The organism is Embleya sp. NPDC001921 (genome assembly GCF_053594475.1).
Genome location: NZ_JBSFEO010000052.1, coordinates 39053 through 54816 on the forward strand (window position 1 = coordinate 39053; position 15764 = coordinate 54816).

A 15764-nucleotide genomic window follows, 5' to 3' on the forward strand; every position below is an offset into this window, starting at 1 on the left:
ACCCGGCACCCCGGAGTCGACCCCTCCTCGATTAACCCGCTTGAGTTATTAACCCAAGCGGTTTAACGTGCGATCCATGACAGGGACGCACGGCGCTGCGGCGTCGGACCGCGGTGCCGGCGCACGCCTTTTGATGATCGAGGCCGCGGAACGGCTGTTCGCCGAGCGCGGCATCAACGGGGTCTCGCTGCGCGAGATCGGCGCCCAGGCCGGGCAGCGCAACACCGCCGCCGCGCGCTACCACTTCGGGTCGAAGGAGGCCCTGGTGGACGCGGTCTTCCGGCACCGGATGGAGCCGGTGAACGCGCGGCGCCTGGCGATGCTGGACGAACTCGACCGAGCCGGGCGCGGGCACGACGCCCGGGGTCTGGTCGAGGCGTTCCTGTACCCGCTCGCCGACACCCTCGGCCGGGCCGGGAAACCCGGTTGGTACCTGCGATTCAGCATCCACGCCGCCTTCCTGGAGGGCACCGCGGTGCGCGACCTGGCCCGGGAGGAGTGGACGCGCGGCGTCTACACCGTGCGCGAGCGCATGCTCGGCCTGCTCGCCGACTTCCCCGCGCGCCTGCGCGGCGAACGCTGGGTGCTGGTGTCGTCCTATCTCACCCACGCCCTCGCCGACCGCGAGATGGCGCTGCACCACCCCGGCGGGCGCACCCTCACCGACCGGGAGGTCTTCCTGGCGGGCCTGACCGACACCGCCGTCGCCCTGTTGCTGGCCCCGGTCTCCGCCCGGACCGAGGCCGCGCTCGAACGATCCACACAGGTCCCGCCCACCCCGGGGCCTCGCTCCGATCCGGAGGTTCGGCCATGACGAGCACCATCGAACAGCCCACCTACGAGGACCCCACGCCCGCCGCGGCCGCCGCGCTCGGCCTGGAAGTCCGGCCGCTGGCCGGGAACATCGGCGCCGAGATCTTCGGCGTCGACCTGACCGAGCCGCTCACCGACGAGGTGGTCGCCGAGATCCGCGCGATCTGGTTGAAGTGGAAGGTGGTGTTCTTCCGCGACCAGCACCTGACCCAGGAACAGCACAAGGCGTTCGGCCTGCGCTTCGGCGAACTCGCCCCGGGACACCCGACGTTGCCCGCAGCCTTCCCCGAACACCCGGAGATCCTGCTGCTCGACAACGAGCAACTGGGCAAGGACGCCGGGGGCGGCTTCGTGGAGAGCCGCTGGCACACCGACGTGACCTTCATCCCCGACCCGCCGACCGCCTCGATCCTGCGCGGGGTGATCGTGCCGCCGTACGGCGGTGACACCCAGTGGGCCAACCTGGCCCTGGCCTACGAGCAACTCTCCGACCCGCTCAAGGACTTGATCGACGGGCTGCACGCGGTGCACCACAACACGCTGCCGATCAAGCGCGGCGAACTGCCGGGCGCACTCGCCAAGCGTTTCCTCGGCGACGGGCTGCGCGCGGTGCACCCGGTGGTGCGCGTGCACCCGGAGACCGGCGAGAAGGTGCTGTTCGTCAACCCGAACTTCACCAGCCACATCCTGGAACTGACCCGGCAGGAGGGCGCGCACATCCTGCAGATGCTCTACGCGCACATCGCCGACGCCGCGTTCAGCGTGCGCTTCCGCTGGCAGCCGGGCAGCATCGCGTTCTGGGACAACCGGGCAACGGTGCATCTGGTGCCCACGGACGTGCCGCCGGGCATGCGCCGCTCGATGCAGCGGGTGACCCTCCGGGGCGCCAACTCGGTCGGCCCGGACGGCGCCGAATCCTATGCCCTGAACACCTGAGCACCCCAAGGGACACCGATCGACCCCGCATGTGGGGATCCGACGCTCCGCCACCTGACGGGGCGTCGGATCTGCCGGTCGGACATCAGCGAGGGGGCTTGTCGGGTCGGCCGATTCGACGCGATGCTGTTCTCCGGGTGGCGTTTGTGCACCACCCGTTTTGCGCCCTCGCTAGATGCGAGATCGCTGCCGACAGCCTTGGGGGGCGGCCGATGCCGACACGGGACCCGATGTTCCAGGGGCGCAGGCTCCGAGCGTTTCTTCGCCAGACACGCGAGGCGTGCGGGTACATCCAGCGGGACGTGGCGCTGGAAATGGATTGGTCGCTCTCGAAGCTGATCCGGATCGAGACCGGCCAGGTGAACATCTCGACCACCGACCTGAAGGCGCTGCTCCAGCACTACGGCGTGGTCGAGCCCGCCCGGGTCGCCGAGTACATCGACATGGCCAGGGCCTCGAAGCAGCGCAGTTGGTGGTACCAGTACCGCAACCACATCACCAACGAGTTCAAGGTGCTGCTCGGCTACGAGTCCTCGGCCACCGTCATCCGCAACTTCGAACCGCTCCTGGTCCCCGGCCTGTTACAGACCGAGGAGTACGCGCGCGAGGTGCTGCGGATCATGTCCCCGCCGGACACCCCGGGCCTGGACGACCTGGTCGCGCTGCGGATGGAGCGGCAGGAGCGGCTGATCCGACCGGACGGCCCGGCCATGCACTTCATCGTGGACGAGAGCGTGATGCACCGCACCGTGGGCAACGCGGCGGTGATGCGCAACCAGATCCGGCGGATGCGCGACTTCGGGGAGTGGCCGAACATCACCCTGCGGGTGATCCCGTTCTCCGCCGGCCTCTACTCGCGGGCCCGGATCGCCTACCAGCTCCTGGAGTTCCCGGACATCGAGGACGAGGCGGTGCTGTTCATCGAGAACCCCTCGGGCGACATGATCATCCGCGAGGGCAACCAGGAGGATCCGCCGGCCGTCTCGCCGCTGTCCTATCTGGAAACGTTCTGGGGCATCGAGCAACTGGCCTCGCGCGACCTGGCGCCGGCCCTGCTGGACACCGCCCTCGAACGCTTCGGCCCCGCCGCGGGACACCCGCTCACCGGCACCGACGGCGGCGAGTAGACGATGTGCGGACGGCGTAGTGGCAGCAGGCCGGCTGCCTGCACGCGCGCTGCCAGGATGCGAGTTGAATACATCCCAAGAGCCACTTGGCTGATTGCGCGTTCCTGCGCATAATGACAAGAGGTATCCGTTGCTCGATGTCGATGAGCAGCACGGTTTCGCGGCGGCCACCGCGAAGCTCCGAACGAGTTGTTCCGAAGTCGGATTTCATGACTTTTCGGGGCAACTCGTTCTTTTTTGCATCGTCCCTCGCATAGCCGGATCGACTCACTCTGGCGGAAGCGGACATCCCCATGCACAATCACAGATGAGGGCATAATCGCCGTCCACCCCGCCCCTGCACGGTACACACCGTCGCCACGAAAGGACGCCTGATTAGGGAAAGGGGGTGAACTCGTGCAGGACGACTTCGAGAGGATGCTTCGCGTGATCTTTCTGCTGGTAGCCGTGGCCGCGGTGACAGCAGGAGCGCTCTATTACACGCTCCGGGCCGCCGGTCTGCTCACTCTCATCGGGTAACGGATACCAACCCACCGGGCCCTGTGCCCATGTCATTCGCGGCCTGCCGTTAAGGCAGGCCGCCTCGCATGTCCGGGCCCGACGTACCGAAGGCGATGGGCCGAACCCGGCCGGGTCGCGGCGTTCGGAGTTCAGACCGACGAGCGGCCGGCCTCGGCGAGGAAGGTCCCCCAGGACCGGGCCCCGAAGGCCAGGCGAGGCGTGGGCGCCTTCGAGTCCCTGACCTGGACCTCGTCGGCCAGCCTTGCCTCGACGCAGTTGCTCGTTGCGCTCGCGCTGCTCTTGCGCCACGCACGTCCCAGCGGATCGAACTCCGCCATGACTTGCCTCCGAATAGGGCCGATGGAAATAGGAAAGCCGCCGGTCGGATGATTCCGTGCAGGGTCGACACCTCTGCGGGTTGACCGACTTCGAGGGCGCGCGCATAGCTTAGCGCCCGACCTCGGCCGTGCGTGAAATCCGGCCACACCCATCCGTATGAAATCCGCGGTCGTCGCATGGCGAATTGCCAGGTGGCGGATTGCACCGTCGCTCACCCGTTCGCAGCATTCCCGACCCGCCCGGATATGACCGGGGAACGGGAGCGAGCGAAAGCCGTGAATTCGGAACATCAGGGTCCGGATCCGTTCTTTCCCAGTCGTTTCCGGAGGCTGTCGACCAATCGGAGGAACGGCTCCGCGGGCGGGACCCGGTCCGGGTTGATGACGGTCGTGTGGACCACCGCCACCACCGGACCGCTGCGCACGATGCCGTAGTCCACGTACTGGTCCTGGCTGTTCACCAGACCCTGGGTACGCCACACGCTGCCGTCCCGGTCCAGCGCCTTGATGTCGATGGTGCCGTCCGCGGTCGGGTTGGGCCGGTTGGTCGGACACGGGCCGGACAGGCCGCCGGTGAGGTCGGTCGCCGCCACCTCGGCGGTGCGCTCGTCCGGGTAGCGGACCAGGACGACCAGGCCCCCGCCCTGCCCGTCGTGCAGGTACAGCCGCTCCTGGGTCTGCACCGCGCCCAGTCCGGAGATGGTCCGGGTGGTGCACGGGCCCAGTTCGTCGGCCATCGCCTGCCGGGTCTCCACCACGTGCCAGTTCTCGTACGCCCCGGCCACCACCGGGAACTCCTGCGCGGTCGGATAGAAGGTGTCGGCCAGCTCCGCCTGCGTCGAGGTCACCGGGCTCGCCACCGGACGCGACGCGGCGGCCTGCCGGCTCCGGGGCCGGGTGTCGTCGGACCCGGTGCTCACCAGCGTCACCCCGCCCGCCAGCACCGCGAGCGAGGCGGCGCCGATCAGGACCCGGTTGCGCAGGCGCCGACGGCGGACCGCCTTGTGGATGCCCGCGACCGGCGGCAGCGGGACCTGCGGGGCGATCCGGACGACGAGTTCACGAAAACGCTCGTCGAGCCGCTCGACGTCGTGGTCGTCGTCCGCGTGCTCAGGGCTGTGCCGCATGTCCGAACTCGCCATTCCCCACTCGATCGGGCCTTACCGACCCGACAGGCCGTTCCGCATTCGACAGGTGTTCAGTTTGACGTATGGGCCGAGCGCGATGGTTCCCGGCCGCTCGGCCGCTCATCCCGCCGTGCGGGTCAGCGTGCCCCGCGACTCGCTGGTCCCCACACTGGCCGGCGCGACATAGGAGAGCGTGGTCGGGCTCTGCTCCTTGAGAATCACCCGGCCGTCCGCGCAGCCCTGGTTGCGGGTCAGGTGACTGGTCAGTTCGACGCCGGTGTCCGCGCCGACCGAGAGCAGCTCCAGGTCGGACTCGCAGTCGGCCTGCTCGCCGAACAGGCCGGTGGCGGTGAGCTTGCTGACCCCCACCTTCTTGTCGCCCACCTTCCCGCCCGTCAGTGTGACGGTGACCGTGGACACACTGCCGAGCTGCGATGTCATCGTCCCGGCCCAGGTGCCCTTGTAGACGCTCGGCAACGTGCCCGAGCCGGTCGGCGGGGCGGTGGCCGACGTGCCGCCGCTCGGCCGGTCGGAGGCCGGCGGCGGGGTCGAGGCGCCGGGCCCGCCCGGACCTCCCCGGGCGGTGGACGGGCCGTCCTCGTCCCCGGTCCACGGCCGCAGCAGCGCGAGCACCACGACGCCCGCGATCAGCACGGCGGCGAGCGTCACCAGCCACGGCCGGCGCCACCACGGACGCGGTGCGGCGGGCTGCGAAGCCGGTCGCAGCACATACATCTCGGGTACCGGCCCCGAAGGCGGCGGATCCGAGGCCGCCGAGCCCGGGGAGGCGAGGTCCGAGGGCGGCGAATGCGCGGGCGGGACCCGGGCGGGCGTCGCGGACGTGGCGTCCGGCAGGGCGTACGTCGCCGCGGCCGCCGTCTCCGGTGGGCGGTCGTCCCCCGTGGGCGCCCCGCTCCCGGTGGCCACGAACGTACCCGCGTCCGGCGCGCCGTCCTCGTCGAGTTCGAGCAGTTCGATCGCGCGCCGGGACAGCGCGGTGGTCAGGTCCGGCGGCAGCCAGTTGCCGGCCACCAGGTCGCGCGTCCCGTCCGGCGCGAGCGCCGCGAGCAGTTCCGCCGGGGTCGGCCGGGACGCGGCGTGCTTGGTCATGCACGCGGCGACGATCTCCCGCAGCGCGGCCGGCACCTCGTCCAGGCGCGGCTCCTGCGCGACGATCCGGTACATCAGGGCCTGACCGCTGCCCTCGCCGAACGGTCCCGCGCCGGTCGCGGCGAACACCAGCACCGAGCCGAGCGAGAAGACGTCGCTGGGCGGGCCGATGTCGCGCCCGTCGACCTGCTCGGGTGACATGAAGCCCGGCGACCCGACGGTGTGCCCGGTGCGGGTGAGCACCGACGCGTCCATCGCGCGCGAGATGCCGAAGTCGATCACGCGCGGCCCGTCCAGGGACAACAACACGTTCGACGGCTTGATGTCCCGGTGCACCAGGCCCGCCCCGTGCACCGCGACGAGCGCCTCGGCCAGGCCCGAGCCGAGGGTGCGCACGGTCTCCTCGGGCAGCGGCCCGCGCCCGGCAACCGCCTCGTACACGCTGGGGCCGGCCACGTAACCGGTGACCACCCACGGCGTCGTGGCCTCGGTGTCGGCGTCCAGCACCGGCGCCGTCCACGCGCCGCCGACCCGCCGCGCCGCGTCCACCTCGCGGCGGAAGCGCTCGCGGAATCCGGGATCGTCGGCCCACTCGGCACGAACCACCTTGATCGCGACGATCCGGCCGCCCCGATTGCGGCCGAGGTAGACCCGACCCATGCCGCCCGCCCCCAGTACGCGGAGCACCCGGTAGCCGCCGATCCGCCGCGGATCCTCGGGCTCCAGCGGTTTCACAGGACATCCCCCTCGTCGTCCGGCAGTTGGCCAGAGAATACGCGGCTGTCCGCATTTGGGGGGTCCCGGAAGGCCGGTCCGGGCCGGATCCGAGGTGCTTCCCTCGGGCCCGGGCCCGGACCGGCGGTCGGCTCAGAACTCGACGGGCAGCGCGATCAGGCCGCGGATGAAGGAGGAGGGGCCGTGCGCGAGGTCGGCGTCCGGGGCCAACCGCAGGTCCGGCAGCCGGCGCAGCAGCTCCTCGAAGGCGACCCGGATCTCCAGTCGGGCCAGCGAGGAGCCGAGGCAGAAGTGCGGGCCGGTGCCGAACGCGATGTGCTGGTTCGGCGTGCGGAAGGCGTCGAAGCGCTCGGGAGCGGTGAACACCTCGGCGTCCCGGTTGGCGGCCCCGTACAGCATCATCACGATCGAATCGGCCGGGATCACCGTCCCGTGCAGTTCCACGTCACGTGTCGTGTGCCGGGCCATGTTGACCACGGGAGACACCCAGCGCAGCGATTCCTCGACCGCGGACGGGATCAGCGTGGGGTCCTCGCGCAGCCGGGCGAGCTGGTCGGGGTTGGCCAGCAGCGCGGCGATCCCGCCGGAGATCACGTTGCGGGTGGTCTCGTTGCCGCCCACGAGCAGGAGCAGGGACTCGCCGATCAGCTCGTCGAAGGACAACTTCTCGCCGTCGATCTCGGCGCCGACCAGGATCCCGATCAGGTCGTCGGAGGGGGTCTTGCGGCGGTCCTCGATCACCTGCGTGGTGTAGGCGACGTACTCGGTGAACGCCTCGCCCGCCTTGTGGCTGAGCTCGCCGCCGTCGGAGAGCATCACCATCACGTCGGCCCAGTGCTGGAGCTGGTCGCGGTGCTCGGCACCGACCCCGAGCAGCTCGCCGATCAGTGTCATCGGCAACGGCGCGGAGAACTGCCGGACCAGGTCGGCGCCGGGCCCGGTCGCGATCATCGCGTCGATCAGCGAGGTCACGATGTCCCGGACGTGCTCCTCCATCGCGGCGATCTGCCGGGGGGTGAAGCCCTTGGAGACCAGCTTGCGGCGGCGGTAGTGGGTCGGGTCGTCGGAGTCGATCATCGACGGCTGCGGGTAGCCGATCGGGCGCGAGCCCTTGGCCGAGGAGAACAGCTCGGGGTTGCGCTCGGCCCAGGCCAGGTCGGCGTGCCGGCTCAGGCCCCAGACGCCGGCGCGCTCGCTGTAGTACACCGGCGCGTGTTCGCGCAGCCACGCGTAGTCGGCGAACGGGTCACCGGCGTACCAGTCCCGGTCGAGCAGGTGGATGTCGCGGATCGTGGGAGCCGTCATGGCAAGCCTCCGTGGTGATCACGTGTCGAGCGGAACGAAGAGTCGGACGGCGGTGCGCATCAGGTCCTGCACCTCGTCGAGCGCCCGGCCGCGGGCGGTGAGGCTGACCAGACCGGAGAGCAGCACGTGGCCGAGCACCACCTCGATGTCGCGCCGCCGGTCCCCCGCGGCGCCGTCCTCGGGGTCGGCCGGCTCACCGAACGCCAGGCCGGTGATCCGGTGGATGCTCTGGTGGAAGGTCTCCTGCGACTGACCGGAGGACGGGTCCGGGGCGGTCGCGGCCTGCACCACGGCCTCGGTCAGCAGCCGGTTCTCCGCGCTCACCTCGACGATCCGGCACAGCAGCGCGGCCAGCCGGCCGGCCGGGTCCGCGGGCAGCGGTCGGCCGGCGAGTTCGTCGGCGAGTTCGCCGATCCACAGCGCGGACACCTCGCTCAGCAGGTGGTTCTTCGAGGTGAAGTAGCGGTACACGGTGGCCCTGGCCACCCCCGCGCGATCCGCGACGTCGTGCATCGTCACGGCCGCGTATCCCCCCTCCAGCGCGAGGTCGCACGCGGCGCGCACCAGCCGCTCGCGCCGGGCCTGTTGGTCGCGGGTGAGCGACCTGGTGAGAGTGATCGTCGAGCTGGTGCGGGGTTCGGCCACGGGAGAGCCTGTCCTCTGGGGTCGTGCGTTCGGGGGTTGGTACCGCGGGCTTGGTACCGGGCCGGGTGCTCGGGACGACGCGACCGCGGGCGGTGCGCCGACTCGTTCCGCGGTGATCTTGCCTACGGATGAGACGGAAGTCTAGTCTGACGTCTCGTCAGATTTAGTGAGAACGTGTTTCCGTATTTGCCTCGACCGCACGCCCTTGGCCCCGACGAACGCTGGAGCTGCCGTGACCGCCAGACAAGGACCGCTCGCGGGCATCCGGGTGGTGGAGTTCGTCGGCCTGGGGCCGGGTCCGTTCTGCGGGATGTTGCTCGCCGACCTGGGCGCGGAGGTGCTGCGCGTGGATCGCGCGGACGAGGCGCGCAAGGGCTACGCGAAGCCGCCGCGCAATCCGATGAACCGGGGCAAGCACTCGATCGCGATCGACCTCAAGCACCCGGACGGGGTCGGGTTCGCGCTGCGGCTGCTGGCCGACGCCGACGCGCTGATCGAGCCGTTTCGGCCGGGCGTGATGGAGCGCCTGGGCCTGGGCCCGGACGTGGTCGCCGAGCGCAACCCTCGGCTGGTGTACGGCCGGCTCACCGGCTGGGGCCAGACCGGGCCGCTGGCCTCGGCCGCCGGACACGACATCGACTACATCGCGCTGGCCGGGATGCTGGAGCCGATCGGCCGGGCGGGGCAGCCGCCGAGCATTCCGCTGAACCTGATCGGCGACTTCGGCGGCGGCGGCCTGCTGCTCGCCTTCGGCCTGGTCGCCGCGCTGCTGGAGGCGGGCCGCTCGGGGCGGGGCCAGGTGGTGGACGCCGCGATGATCGACGGCGCCGCGACGCTGGGCGCGACCTGGTTCACCATGGGCGCCGCCGGGATGCTCGGCCCGCGCGGGACCAACATGCTCGACGGCGGCGCGCCGTTCTACGACGTGTACGAGACGCGGGACGGCCGGTACGTCGCGGTCGGCGCGATCGAACCCAGGTTCTGGGCCGAACTGATCCACCGACTCGGCCTGGCCGAGGACCCGGTGTTCGCCGACTTCGCCGCGCAGCACGACCCGGCGCACTGGCCGGCGATGAAGGCCCGCCTCGCCGAGGTGTTCGCGGGCCGCACCCGGGACGCGTGGTGCACGCTGCTGGAGGGCACCGAGACGTGCTTCGCCCCGGTGCTCTCGCCCGCCGAGGCGCCCGCGCACCGCCACCACGTCGAGCGCGGCACCTTCCTGCACGCCGACGGCCTGCCCGAGCCGGCGCCCGCGCCGCGCTTCTCCCGCACCCCCGCCGCCGAGCCGGCCCGGCCGGTGCACCCGGGCCCGGCCGCGACCGGCGGCGACACCGACGCCGCGTTGGCCGCGTGGGGTGTCGCCGCGGCCGACGTCGAGCGCCTGCGCGAGGCCGGCGCGGTCGTCTGAGGCCGCATCACCACCAGTACGGGCAACAGGTATCAGCTCAGGTATCAGGCAGGGGACCGCATGGAACTTCACGAAGCGCTGTACACCACGCGCGCGATGCGCAGGGTCGCGCCGGATCCGATCCCGCACGAGGTGCAGGCCCGCCTGCTGGACGCGGCGGTACGCGCGCCCAGCGGCGGCAACGCCCAGAACTGGCGTTTCCTGCTGGTGGACGACCCGGGCGTCAAGGGCCGGATCGGGCCGCTGTACCGGGACGCGATGGACTCCCTGTGGAAGACCGTCTACGCAGCGCGCGTGGCCGCCGCCGAGGCGGATCCGGACAGCGCGGAGAGCCGGTCCTTCGTCCGCACGCGGCGTTCGTCGCAGTGGCTCGCGGACAACTTCGAGCGCATCCCGCTGTTCATGTTCGGCTTCGTCCGACAGGACCCCACCGGCGGCTCGATCTTCCCGGCGGTGTGGAGCGCGATGCTGGCCGCGCGCGCCGAGGGCGTGGGCAGCGCGCTGACCGCGGTGCTCGGGATCGCGCACCGGGACGCGGTGTCGGAGGTGCTCGGGGTGCCGGCCGGCCAAGGCTGGCACATGGCCTGCTGCGTGTCCTTCGGCTATCCGACCGGCACGTGGGGTGTCGCGCCCAGGACTTCCCCGGACCAGGTGGCCTATCGCAACGGCTGGGGCGAGCCGATCGGGTTCGAGGTACCGGCACCGCTGTGGCCGGCCGACGGTGCGGCGTACGTGCCCACCACGTTCGAAGGAGATGCCCGGTGACACGTGCCGACCTGCCGCTGCGGGACACGGTGGCGCTGGTGACCGGCGGCGGGAGCGGGATCGGGCTGGGCTGCGCGCGGCGGTTCGCCGCCGACGGCGCGCACGTGCTGATCGCGGGCCGCAGCGAGGATCGACTGCGGGCCGCGGTGGCCGAGCTGGACAAGGACGCGGCGGCCGGCGTGCGGGTCGCGTACGCGGTGACCGATGTGACCGAAGAAGGCCAGGTCGAGGCGGCGGTGGCGAGCGCGGCCGAACTCGGTTCGCTGCGCGCCGTGGTCGCCTCGGCGGGCGGCAACTCCACGATGGGTCCGCTGACTTCGATCGACACCGGCAAGTGGCGCGAGACGGTCGAGCTGAACCTGACCGGCACGATGCTCGTGCTCAAGCACAGCGCCCGGTTGATGGCGGCGGCCGGCGGCGGTTCGTTCGTGGCGATCTCCTCGATCGCCTCCTCGACCACGCACCGCTGGTTCGGCGCGTACGGCGTGAGCAAGGCCGGCATCGACCACCTGGTCCGGCTCGCGGCCGACGAACTGGGCGCGAGCGGCGTCCGGGTGAACAGCATCCTGCCCGGCCTGGTGGCCACCGAGATGGTCGACGCGGTCACCCGGGGCGGCCCGGTGCTGGAGGACTACCTGGCCTGCACCCCGCTGGGTCGGGTCGGACAGGCCGACGACATCGCCGCGCTCGCGGCCTTCCTGGTCGGCCCCGAGTCGACCTGGATCACCGGCCAGAACATCAACGTGGACGGCGGCCACCACCTGCGTCGGGGCCCGGACTTCCGGGCCTTCCTGGAGCCGGTCTTCGGCGCGGACGGCCTGCGCGGCATCGTCGCGGAAGGGAACTGACAATGACCCAGCGGGTGTTCAACCTGGCGGACCTGTTCGAGGTCGTGGTGGACGCGTGTCCGGACCGGCTCGCGCTGGTCGCGGGCGAGGTCCGGCTGACCTACCGCGAGTTGGACGAGCGGGCCAACCGCGTCGCGCACGCGTTCGCCTCGGCGGGGCTGGCGGCCGGCGACCACATCGGCATCTACTCGCGCAACCGGGCCGAGTGGCTGGAGGCGATGATCGGCGCGTTCAAGGCGCGGATGGTGCCGATCAACATCAACTACCGCTATGTGGAAGAGGAACTGCGCTACATCGTCGACAACGCGGACCTGGCCGCACTGGTCGTCGAGCGCGGCTATCTGCCCAAGGTCGCGGCGGTGCGGGCGGACGCGCCAGCGCTCGCGCACGTGTTCGTGCTCGCGGACGAGTTCGACGACAAGCTCGACGACACCGTGGACTACGAAACGGCACTCGCCGCCGAGAGCGGTGCTCGCGACTTCGAGCAGCGCTCTCCCGACGACCGGTACATGGTCTACACCGGCGGCACCACCGGCTTCCCCAAGGGTGTCGAGTGGCGCTCGCACGACATCTTCTGCTCGGCGATGGGCGGCGGCAACTTCGGCGGCGAACCGATCGCCGACCCCGAACTGCTCGCCGGCAAGGCCCAGGGCGCTCCGCTCGTACAGATGTTGACCACACCGCTGATGCACGGCAACGGCCAGTGGGTCACCTGGATCACCCTGCTCAGCGCGGGCACCGCGGTGCTGTGGACCGGCCTGCGCTACGACCCGGCCGAGATCCTGCGGGCCGTCGAACGCGAGGGTTGCGTCACGATGATGCTGGTCGGCGACGCGATGGCGCGCCCGATCGCGGACGCGCTGGAGAGCGGCGGCCACAAGCTCGAGACGCTCAAGGTGATCGGCTCCGGCGGCGCGCTGCTGTCCCCGTCGGTCAAGGCCCAGCTCACCCGGCTGGTCCCCGGCCTGTACATCGCCGACAGCTTCGGCGCCTCGGAGTTCGGCGCGGGCAGTTCGCAGACCCCGGGCGGCCGATTCCCGCTCAAGCCGAAGACCGCGGTGCTCGGCGAGGACCTGCGCCCGGTCGGCGTGGGCGAGAGCGGCCGGATCGCCCGGACCGGGTACATCCCGATCGGCTACTACAAGGACCCGGTCAAGACCGCGGACACCTTCCACGTCGACCCCGACGGTGTGCGCTGGGTCATCCCCGGCGACTTCGCCCGGGTCGAGGACGACGGCGACGTGACGCTGCTCGGACGCGGCTCGGTGTGCATCAACACCGGCGGCGAGAAGGTCTTCCCCGAAGAGGTCGAGGGTGTGCTCAAGGCGCACCCGGCGATCTACGACACCGTCGTGGTCGGCGTCCCGGACGCCCGCTTCGGCGAACGGGTGGCCGCGGTCGTGTCGCTGCGCCCGGGTCACACGCTGACCACACAGGACCTGGCCGAGCACACCCGCGACCGGCTGGCCGGGTACAAGATCCCGCGCGACCTGGTCACGGTCGCCGAGGTGCCGCGCACGCCGGCCGGGAAACCGGACTATCGGTGGGCGAAGGAGACGGCCGTGGCGGCGCTGTCGGGCTGAGGTGGTCGAGGCGGCGGGGCGGCCGGGCGGCGCGACGGGTTCCGGGCGCGACGGGTTCGGGGCGCGACGGGTTCGGGGTGTGGCGCGTTCCGGGCGCGACGGGTTCCGGGTGTGGCGCGTTCCGGGCGCGGCGGCGGAGTCGCGGGCGCGGCAAAGGCGCGAGCGGGAGGTCCGGCGAGGGGGCGCGGGCACGGCGAGGCGGTTGTGCCGCGGGCGGGATCCCGCGGCGCGGCCCGCTTCACCTATCGTGGCTCCATGACCGTCCCCCACCAGCGCCCCGGACTGCTCGCGACCGGAATCCGCTGGAACGACGGTCGACCACACCTGGTGCTGACCGACCCGGCCGACGAGCAGACGCTGCACCCGCTCGCCCCCGGGACCACCGCCGGCTGGCGGCTGTCCGGTCCACGCACCTGTGTCGGCATCCGGCGCAAGACCGGTCGGCGGGTGGCGTGTCCCACCCTCGCGCCGCTGCCGCCCACGGCCGCCCGATCGCAGTGCGACGCGTGCGCGCTCGCCGATCCGGGTCGAAAGCTCGCGCGCGACCAGGCGATGGACGACCCGCGCCCGTTCTCGCTCTACCTCGCGTGGTTCGGCCCCGGCCTGGTCAAGGTCGGCCTCACCGCCACCGAACGCCGCGCGGCCCGGCTCGCCGACCAGGGCGCGCCGATGTTCACCTGGCTCGCGCACGGCCCGCTGGTGCCGATCCGCAGCACCGAGCGCAAGTGCTCGGCCACCGGCACGGTCCGCGAACGGATACCGCACCGGGCCAAGGCGGCGGCCTGGTGGCGGACCCGCACCCCCGGTCCGCCGACCGAACTCGCGCAGGCGCACGCGCGGTTGACCCCGCTGCTGCCGGACACACTGACCCCGGCCGAGTGCGACATCCAGGACCTGACCCGGTTCTACGGCCTGACCGACCCGCCTCCGCCGACCCGGGACCAGGTCGCCGCGCTCGCCCAGGACGCGGTGCTGCACGGCGAGTTCACCTGCGTCGCGGGTCACGACGCGCTGATCACCACGGACACCGGCCCGCTGTTCGTGGACCTGCGCCTGCTCACCGGCTGGCGGCTGACCCCCGATCGAGGCCGCACCTCCGGCGTCGCGGTCAAGCCTCTGGACACCGGGATGGCGCCGGACGGGTCGGTACAGGAAGGGCTGTTCTAGGGCGTGCCTTCAATCCCCCGCCGAGCTCCACGACGGGGGATTGCGGACACGCCCTAAAGCATTGCCGAACGACTTTCGCCCGGCTTCGGTTCCGGAGCACGGCGGGCCGACGCCTCAGATCCGCGACACCGCCGGGCACTCGTCCGGTTCGGCGTCGGCGTCGATCGGCTTGCTGCGGTCGTACGGGTCGATCGTCGCCGGGGCGTGGCTCGGGCCCTGGGGGTCGCCTTCGAACTCCGGGTGCACGAAGCCGTCCAGGCGGGTGCACGAGCTGTTCGCGATGTCGGCGTCGACGTTCCCCAAGGCGACCCGGCCGCGCGCGGTGGCCTGATACGGAGCCCGGTAGACCTTCGTCTCCATCATCCTGCGGACCACCGAGCGGGTGACACTCGCGCCGGAACCACTGCCCGCCTTGGCCACCGGGTAGACGAACGAGAAGTCGGCGTGCACCGTCAGGGTGCCCTCGCGATCGGTGTCGTAGGTCATGACACCGTTCACCTTGACCACCCGGCCGACCAACTCGACATCCTTGGGATCGAATCTGGTCAGCCACGACCGCGCGTTGTCGCCGTCCCATCGATTGGCGATCACCGCGTTCTCGATCCGCGCGGCGACCCCGTCGGCCGGATCCAGCAGGCCGAGGAAGGTGGTGGGTCGGCCGCCCGCGAGCACCTCGCGGTCCAGATTGCCCGCGATCAGCAGCCGGCGGGTCACGTCCAGCGCCTCGCCGACCTCGGCCGCCGAGTACCCGGGTACGGACTTGACCTCCGGCAGGCTCAGTCCCGCCTCGTTGTCGGCGTAGTTCACCGCCGGCGAGCCCGCGAACGGGTTCGTCCTGGTCGGCCGATTCGGGTCCACGCCCCGCCGATCCGCCGCCGTCGACGGCACGGAGGTGGCAACGCCGGTGACCGGCGGCTGCACCATCGGATCGTCCGCGGTGGCCGTGTTCGACCCGCTGAACCAGCCGTACACCCGGTCCGGGGCAGCGGCGAAGGCCACCACGGCGAGCACCGCGGCGAGTACCAGGATCGTGCGCAGCGGGCGCCGCCCACCGCGCCGTTTCGGCCCGTCGGCGCGCCAGGGCACATGCTCCGGCGGCTCCTCCGCCCACTTGCGAGCGAGCATCCGCGCCCGCGCGGACCCCTCGACCCGGGTCGCGCCCTTGACGAAATTCTCGTCGAACACATACCCCTCGAACGGGTCGTTCGCGTCGGCCCCACCCGACGCGTCACCCGCCTGACCGTCCGTCCGGTCGCGGCCATCGGCGGCGTCCCGGTCCCCCCTGCGTTCCGACACGCGAGCAAGATATCGACGCCAACCGACAGGTCCGATCACGGGTGGCGCAGATCACGTTTC

Annotated in this window: 14 protein-coding genes; 8 read left to right on the forward strand and 6 right to left on the reverse strand. The window is 71.5% G+C overall.

Features of this window, described 5'->3' with window-relative positions; genetic code table 11:
* Positions 1-76: 76 nt before the first annotated feature.
* The 3 genes from ACWCPW_RS41965 (at position 77) to ACWCPW_RS41975 (ending at position 2876) form a co-directional block, all read left to right on the forward strand.
* Positions 77-814: a TetR family transcriptional regulator gene (locus tag ACWCPW_RS41965; protein ID WP_449766881.1), complete on the forward strand. Its 738-nt coding sequence runs from the start codon at positions 77-79 to the stop codon at positions 812-814.
* A complete protein-coding gene (locus ACWCPW_RS41970) occupies positions 811-1749 on the forward strand; it encodes a TauD/TfdA dioxygenase family protein (RefSeq protein ID WP_449766882.1) in 939 nt (312 codons plus the stop codon). Before ACWCPW_RS41965 ends, ACWCPW_RS41970 begins: the two co-directional genes overlap by 4 nt.
* A 230-nt stretch (positions 1750-1979) precedes the next feature.
* Positions 1980-2876: a helix-turn-helix domain-containing protein gene (locus ACWCPW_RS41975; protein WP_449766917.1), complete on the forward strand. Its 897-nt coding sequence runs from the start codon at positions 1980-1982 to the stop codon at positions 2874-2876.
* Positions 2877-3526: 650 nt separating this feature from the next.
* Here ACWCPW_RS41975 and ACWCPW_RS41980 read toward each other — a convergent pair.
* The 5 genes from ACWCPW_RS41980 to ACWCPW_RS42000 all read right to left on the reverse strand — a co-directional run bounded on the left by ACWCPW_RS41980 (position 3527) and on the right by ACWCPW_RS42000 (position 8637).
* Positions 3527-3715: a DUF397 domain-containing protein gene (locus ACWCPW_RS41980; RefSeq protein ID WP_449766883.1), complete on the reverse strand. Its 189-nt coding sequence runs from the start codon at positions 3713-3715 to the stop codon at positions 3527-3529.
* 290 nt (positions 3716-4005) lie between these two features.
* The gene (locus tag ACWCPW_RS41985; protein WP_449766884.1) at positions 4006-4842 is read right to left on the reverse strand and encodes a hypothetical protein; all 837 of its coding nucleotides are present in this window, start codon (positions 4840-4842) and stop codon (positions 4006-4008) included.
* A 120-nt stretch (positions 4843-4962) separates the two neighbouring features.
* A complete protein-coding gene (locus ACWCPW_RS41990; protein WP_449766885.1) occupies positions 4963-6687 on the reverse strand; it encodes a protein kinase domain-containing protein in 1725 nt (574 codons plus the stop codon).
* A gap of 132 nt (positions 6688-6819) precedes the next feature.
* On the reverse strand, positions 6820-7992 hold the full coding sequence (locus ACWCPW_RS41995; protein ID WP_449766886.1) for a cytochrome P450: 1173 nt from the start codon (positions 7990-7992) through the stop codon (positions 6820-6822).
* Between the two features lie 18 nt (positions 7993-8010).
* Positions 8011-8637, reverse strand: coding sequence for a TetR/AcrR family transcriptional regulator (locus tag ACWCPW_RS42000; RefSeq protein ID WP_449766887.1), 627 nt, complete (start codon positions 8635-8637; stop codon positions 8011-8013).
* A 232-nt stretch (positions 8638-8869) separates the two neighbouring features.
* Between ACWCPW_RS42000 and ACWCPW_RS42005 the strand changes: the two genes are divergently transcribed.
* The 5 genes from ACWCPW_RS42005 to ACWCPW_RS42025 all read left to right on the forward strand — a co-directional run bounded on the left by ACWCPW_RS42005 (position 8870) and on the right by ACWCPW_RS42025 (position 14408).
* Positions 8870-10045 (forward strand): CaiB/BaiF CoA transferase family protein, encoded by a 1176-nt coding sequence (locus tag ACWCPW_RS42005; RefSeq protein ID WP_449766888.1) that lies wholly within the window; start codon positions 8870-8872, stop codon positions 10043-10045.
* A gap of 60 nt (positions 10046-10105) precedes the next feature.
* Entirely contained in the window at positions 10106-10810 is a 705-nt protein-coding gene (locus tag ACWCPW_RS42010) for a nitroreductase family protein (protein ID WP_449766889.1), read from the forward strand.
* Positions 10807-11658: an SDR family oxidoreductase gene (locus ACWCPW_RS42015; RefSeq protein WP_449766890.1), complete on the forward strand. Its 852-nt coding sequence runs from the start codon at positions 10807-10809 to the stop codon at positions 11656-11658. The genes ACWCPW_RS42010 and ACWCPW_RS42015 overlap by 4 nt, the downstream gene beginning before the upstream one ends.
* Positions 11659-11660: 2 nt before the next feature.
* Positions 11661-13241, forward strand: coding sequence for an acyl-CoA synthetase (locus tag ACWCPW_RS42020; protein WP_449766891.1), 1581 nt, complete (start codon positions 11661-11663; stop codon positions 13239-13241).
* Positions 13242-13496: 255 nt separating this feature from the next.
* Positions 13497-14408: a DUF2797 domain-containing protein gene (locus ACWCPW_RS42025; RefSeq protein ID WP_449766892.1), complete on the forward strand. Its 912-nt coding sequence runs from the start codon at positions 13497-13499 to the stop codon at positions 14406-14408.
* A 114-nt stretch (positions 14409-14522) separates the two neighbouring features.
* Here the strand turns inward: ACWCPW_RS42025 and ACWCPW_RS42030 are convergent, their stop codons facing one another.
* Positions 14523-15704 (reverse strand): SCO2583/SCO2584 N-terminal domain-containing protein, encoded by a 1182-nt coding sequence (locus ACWCPW_RS42030; protein ID WP_449766893.1) that lies wholly within the window; start codon positions 15702-15704, stop codon positions 14523-14525.
* Positions 15705-15764 lie beyond the last annotated feature (60 nt).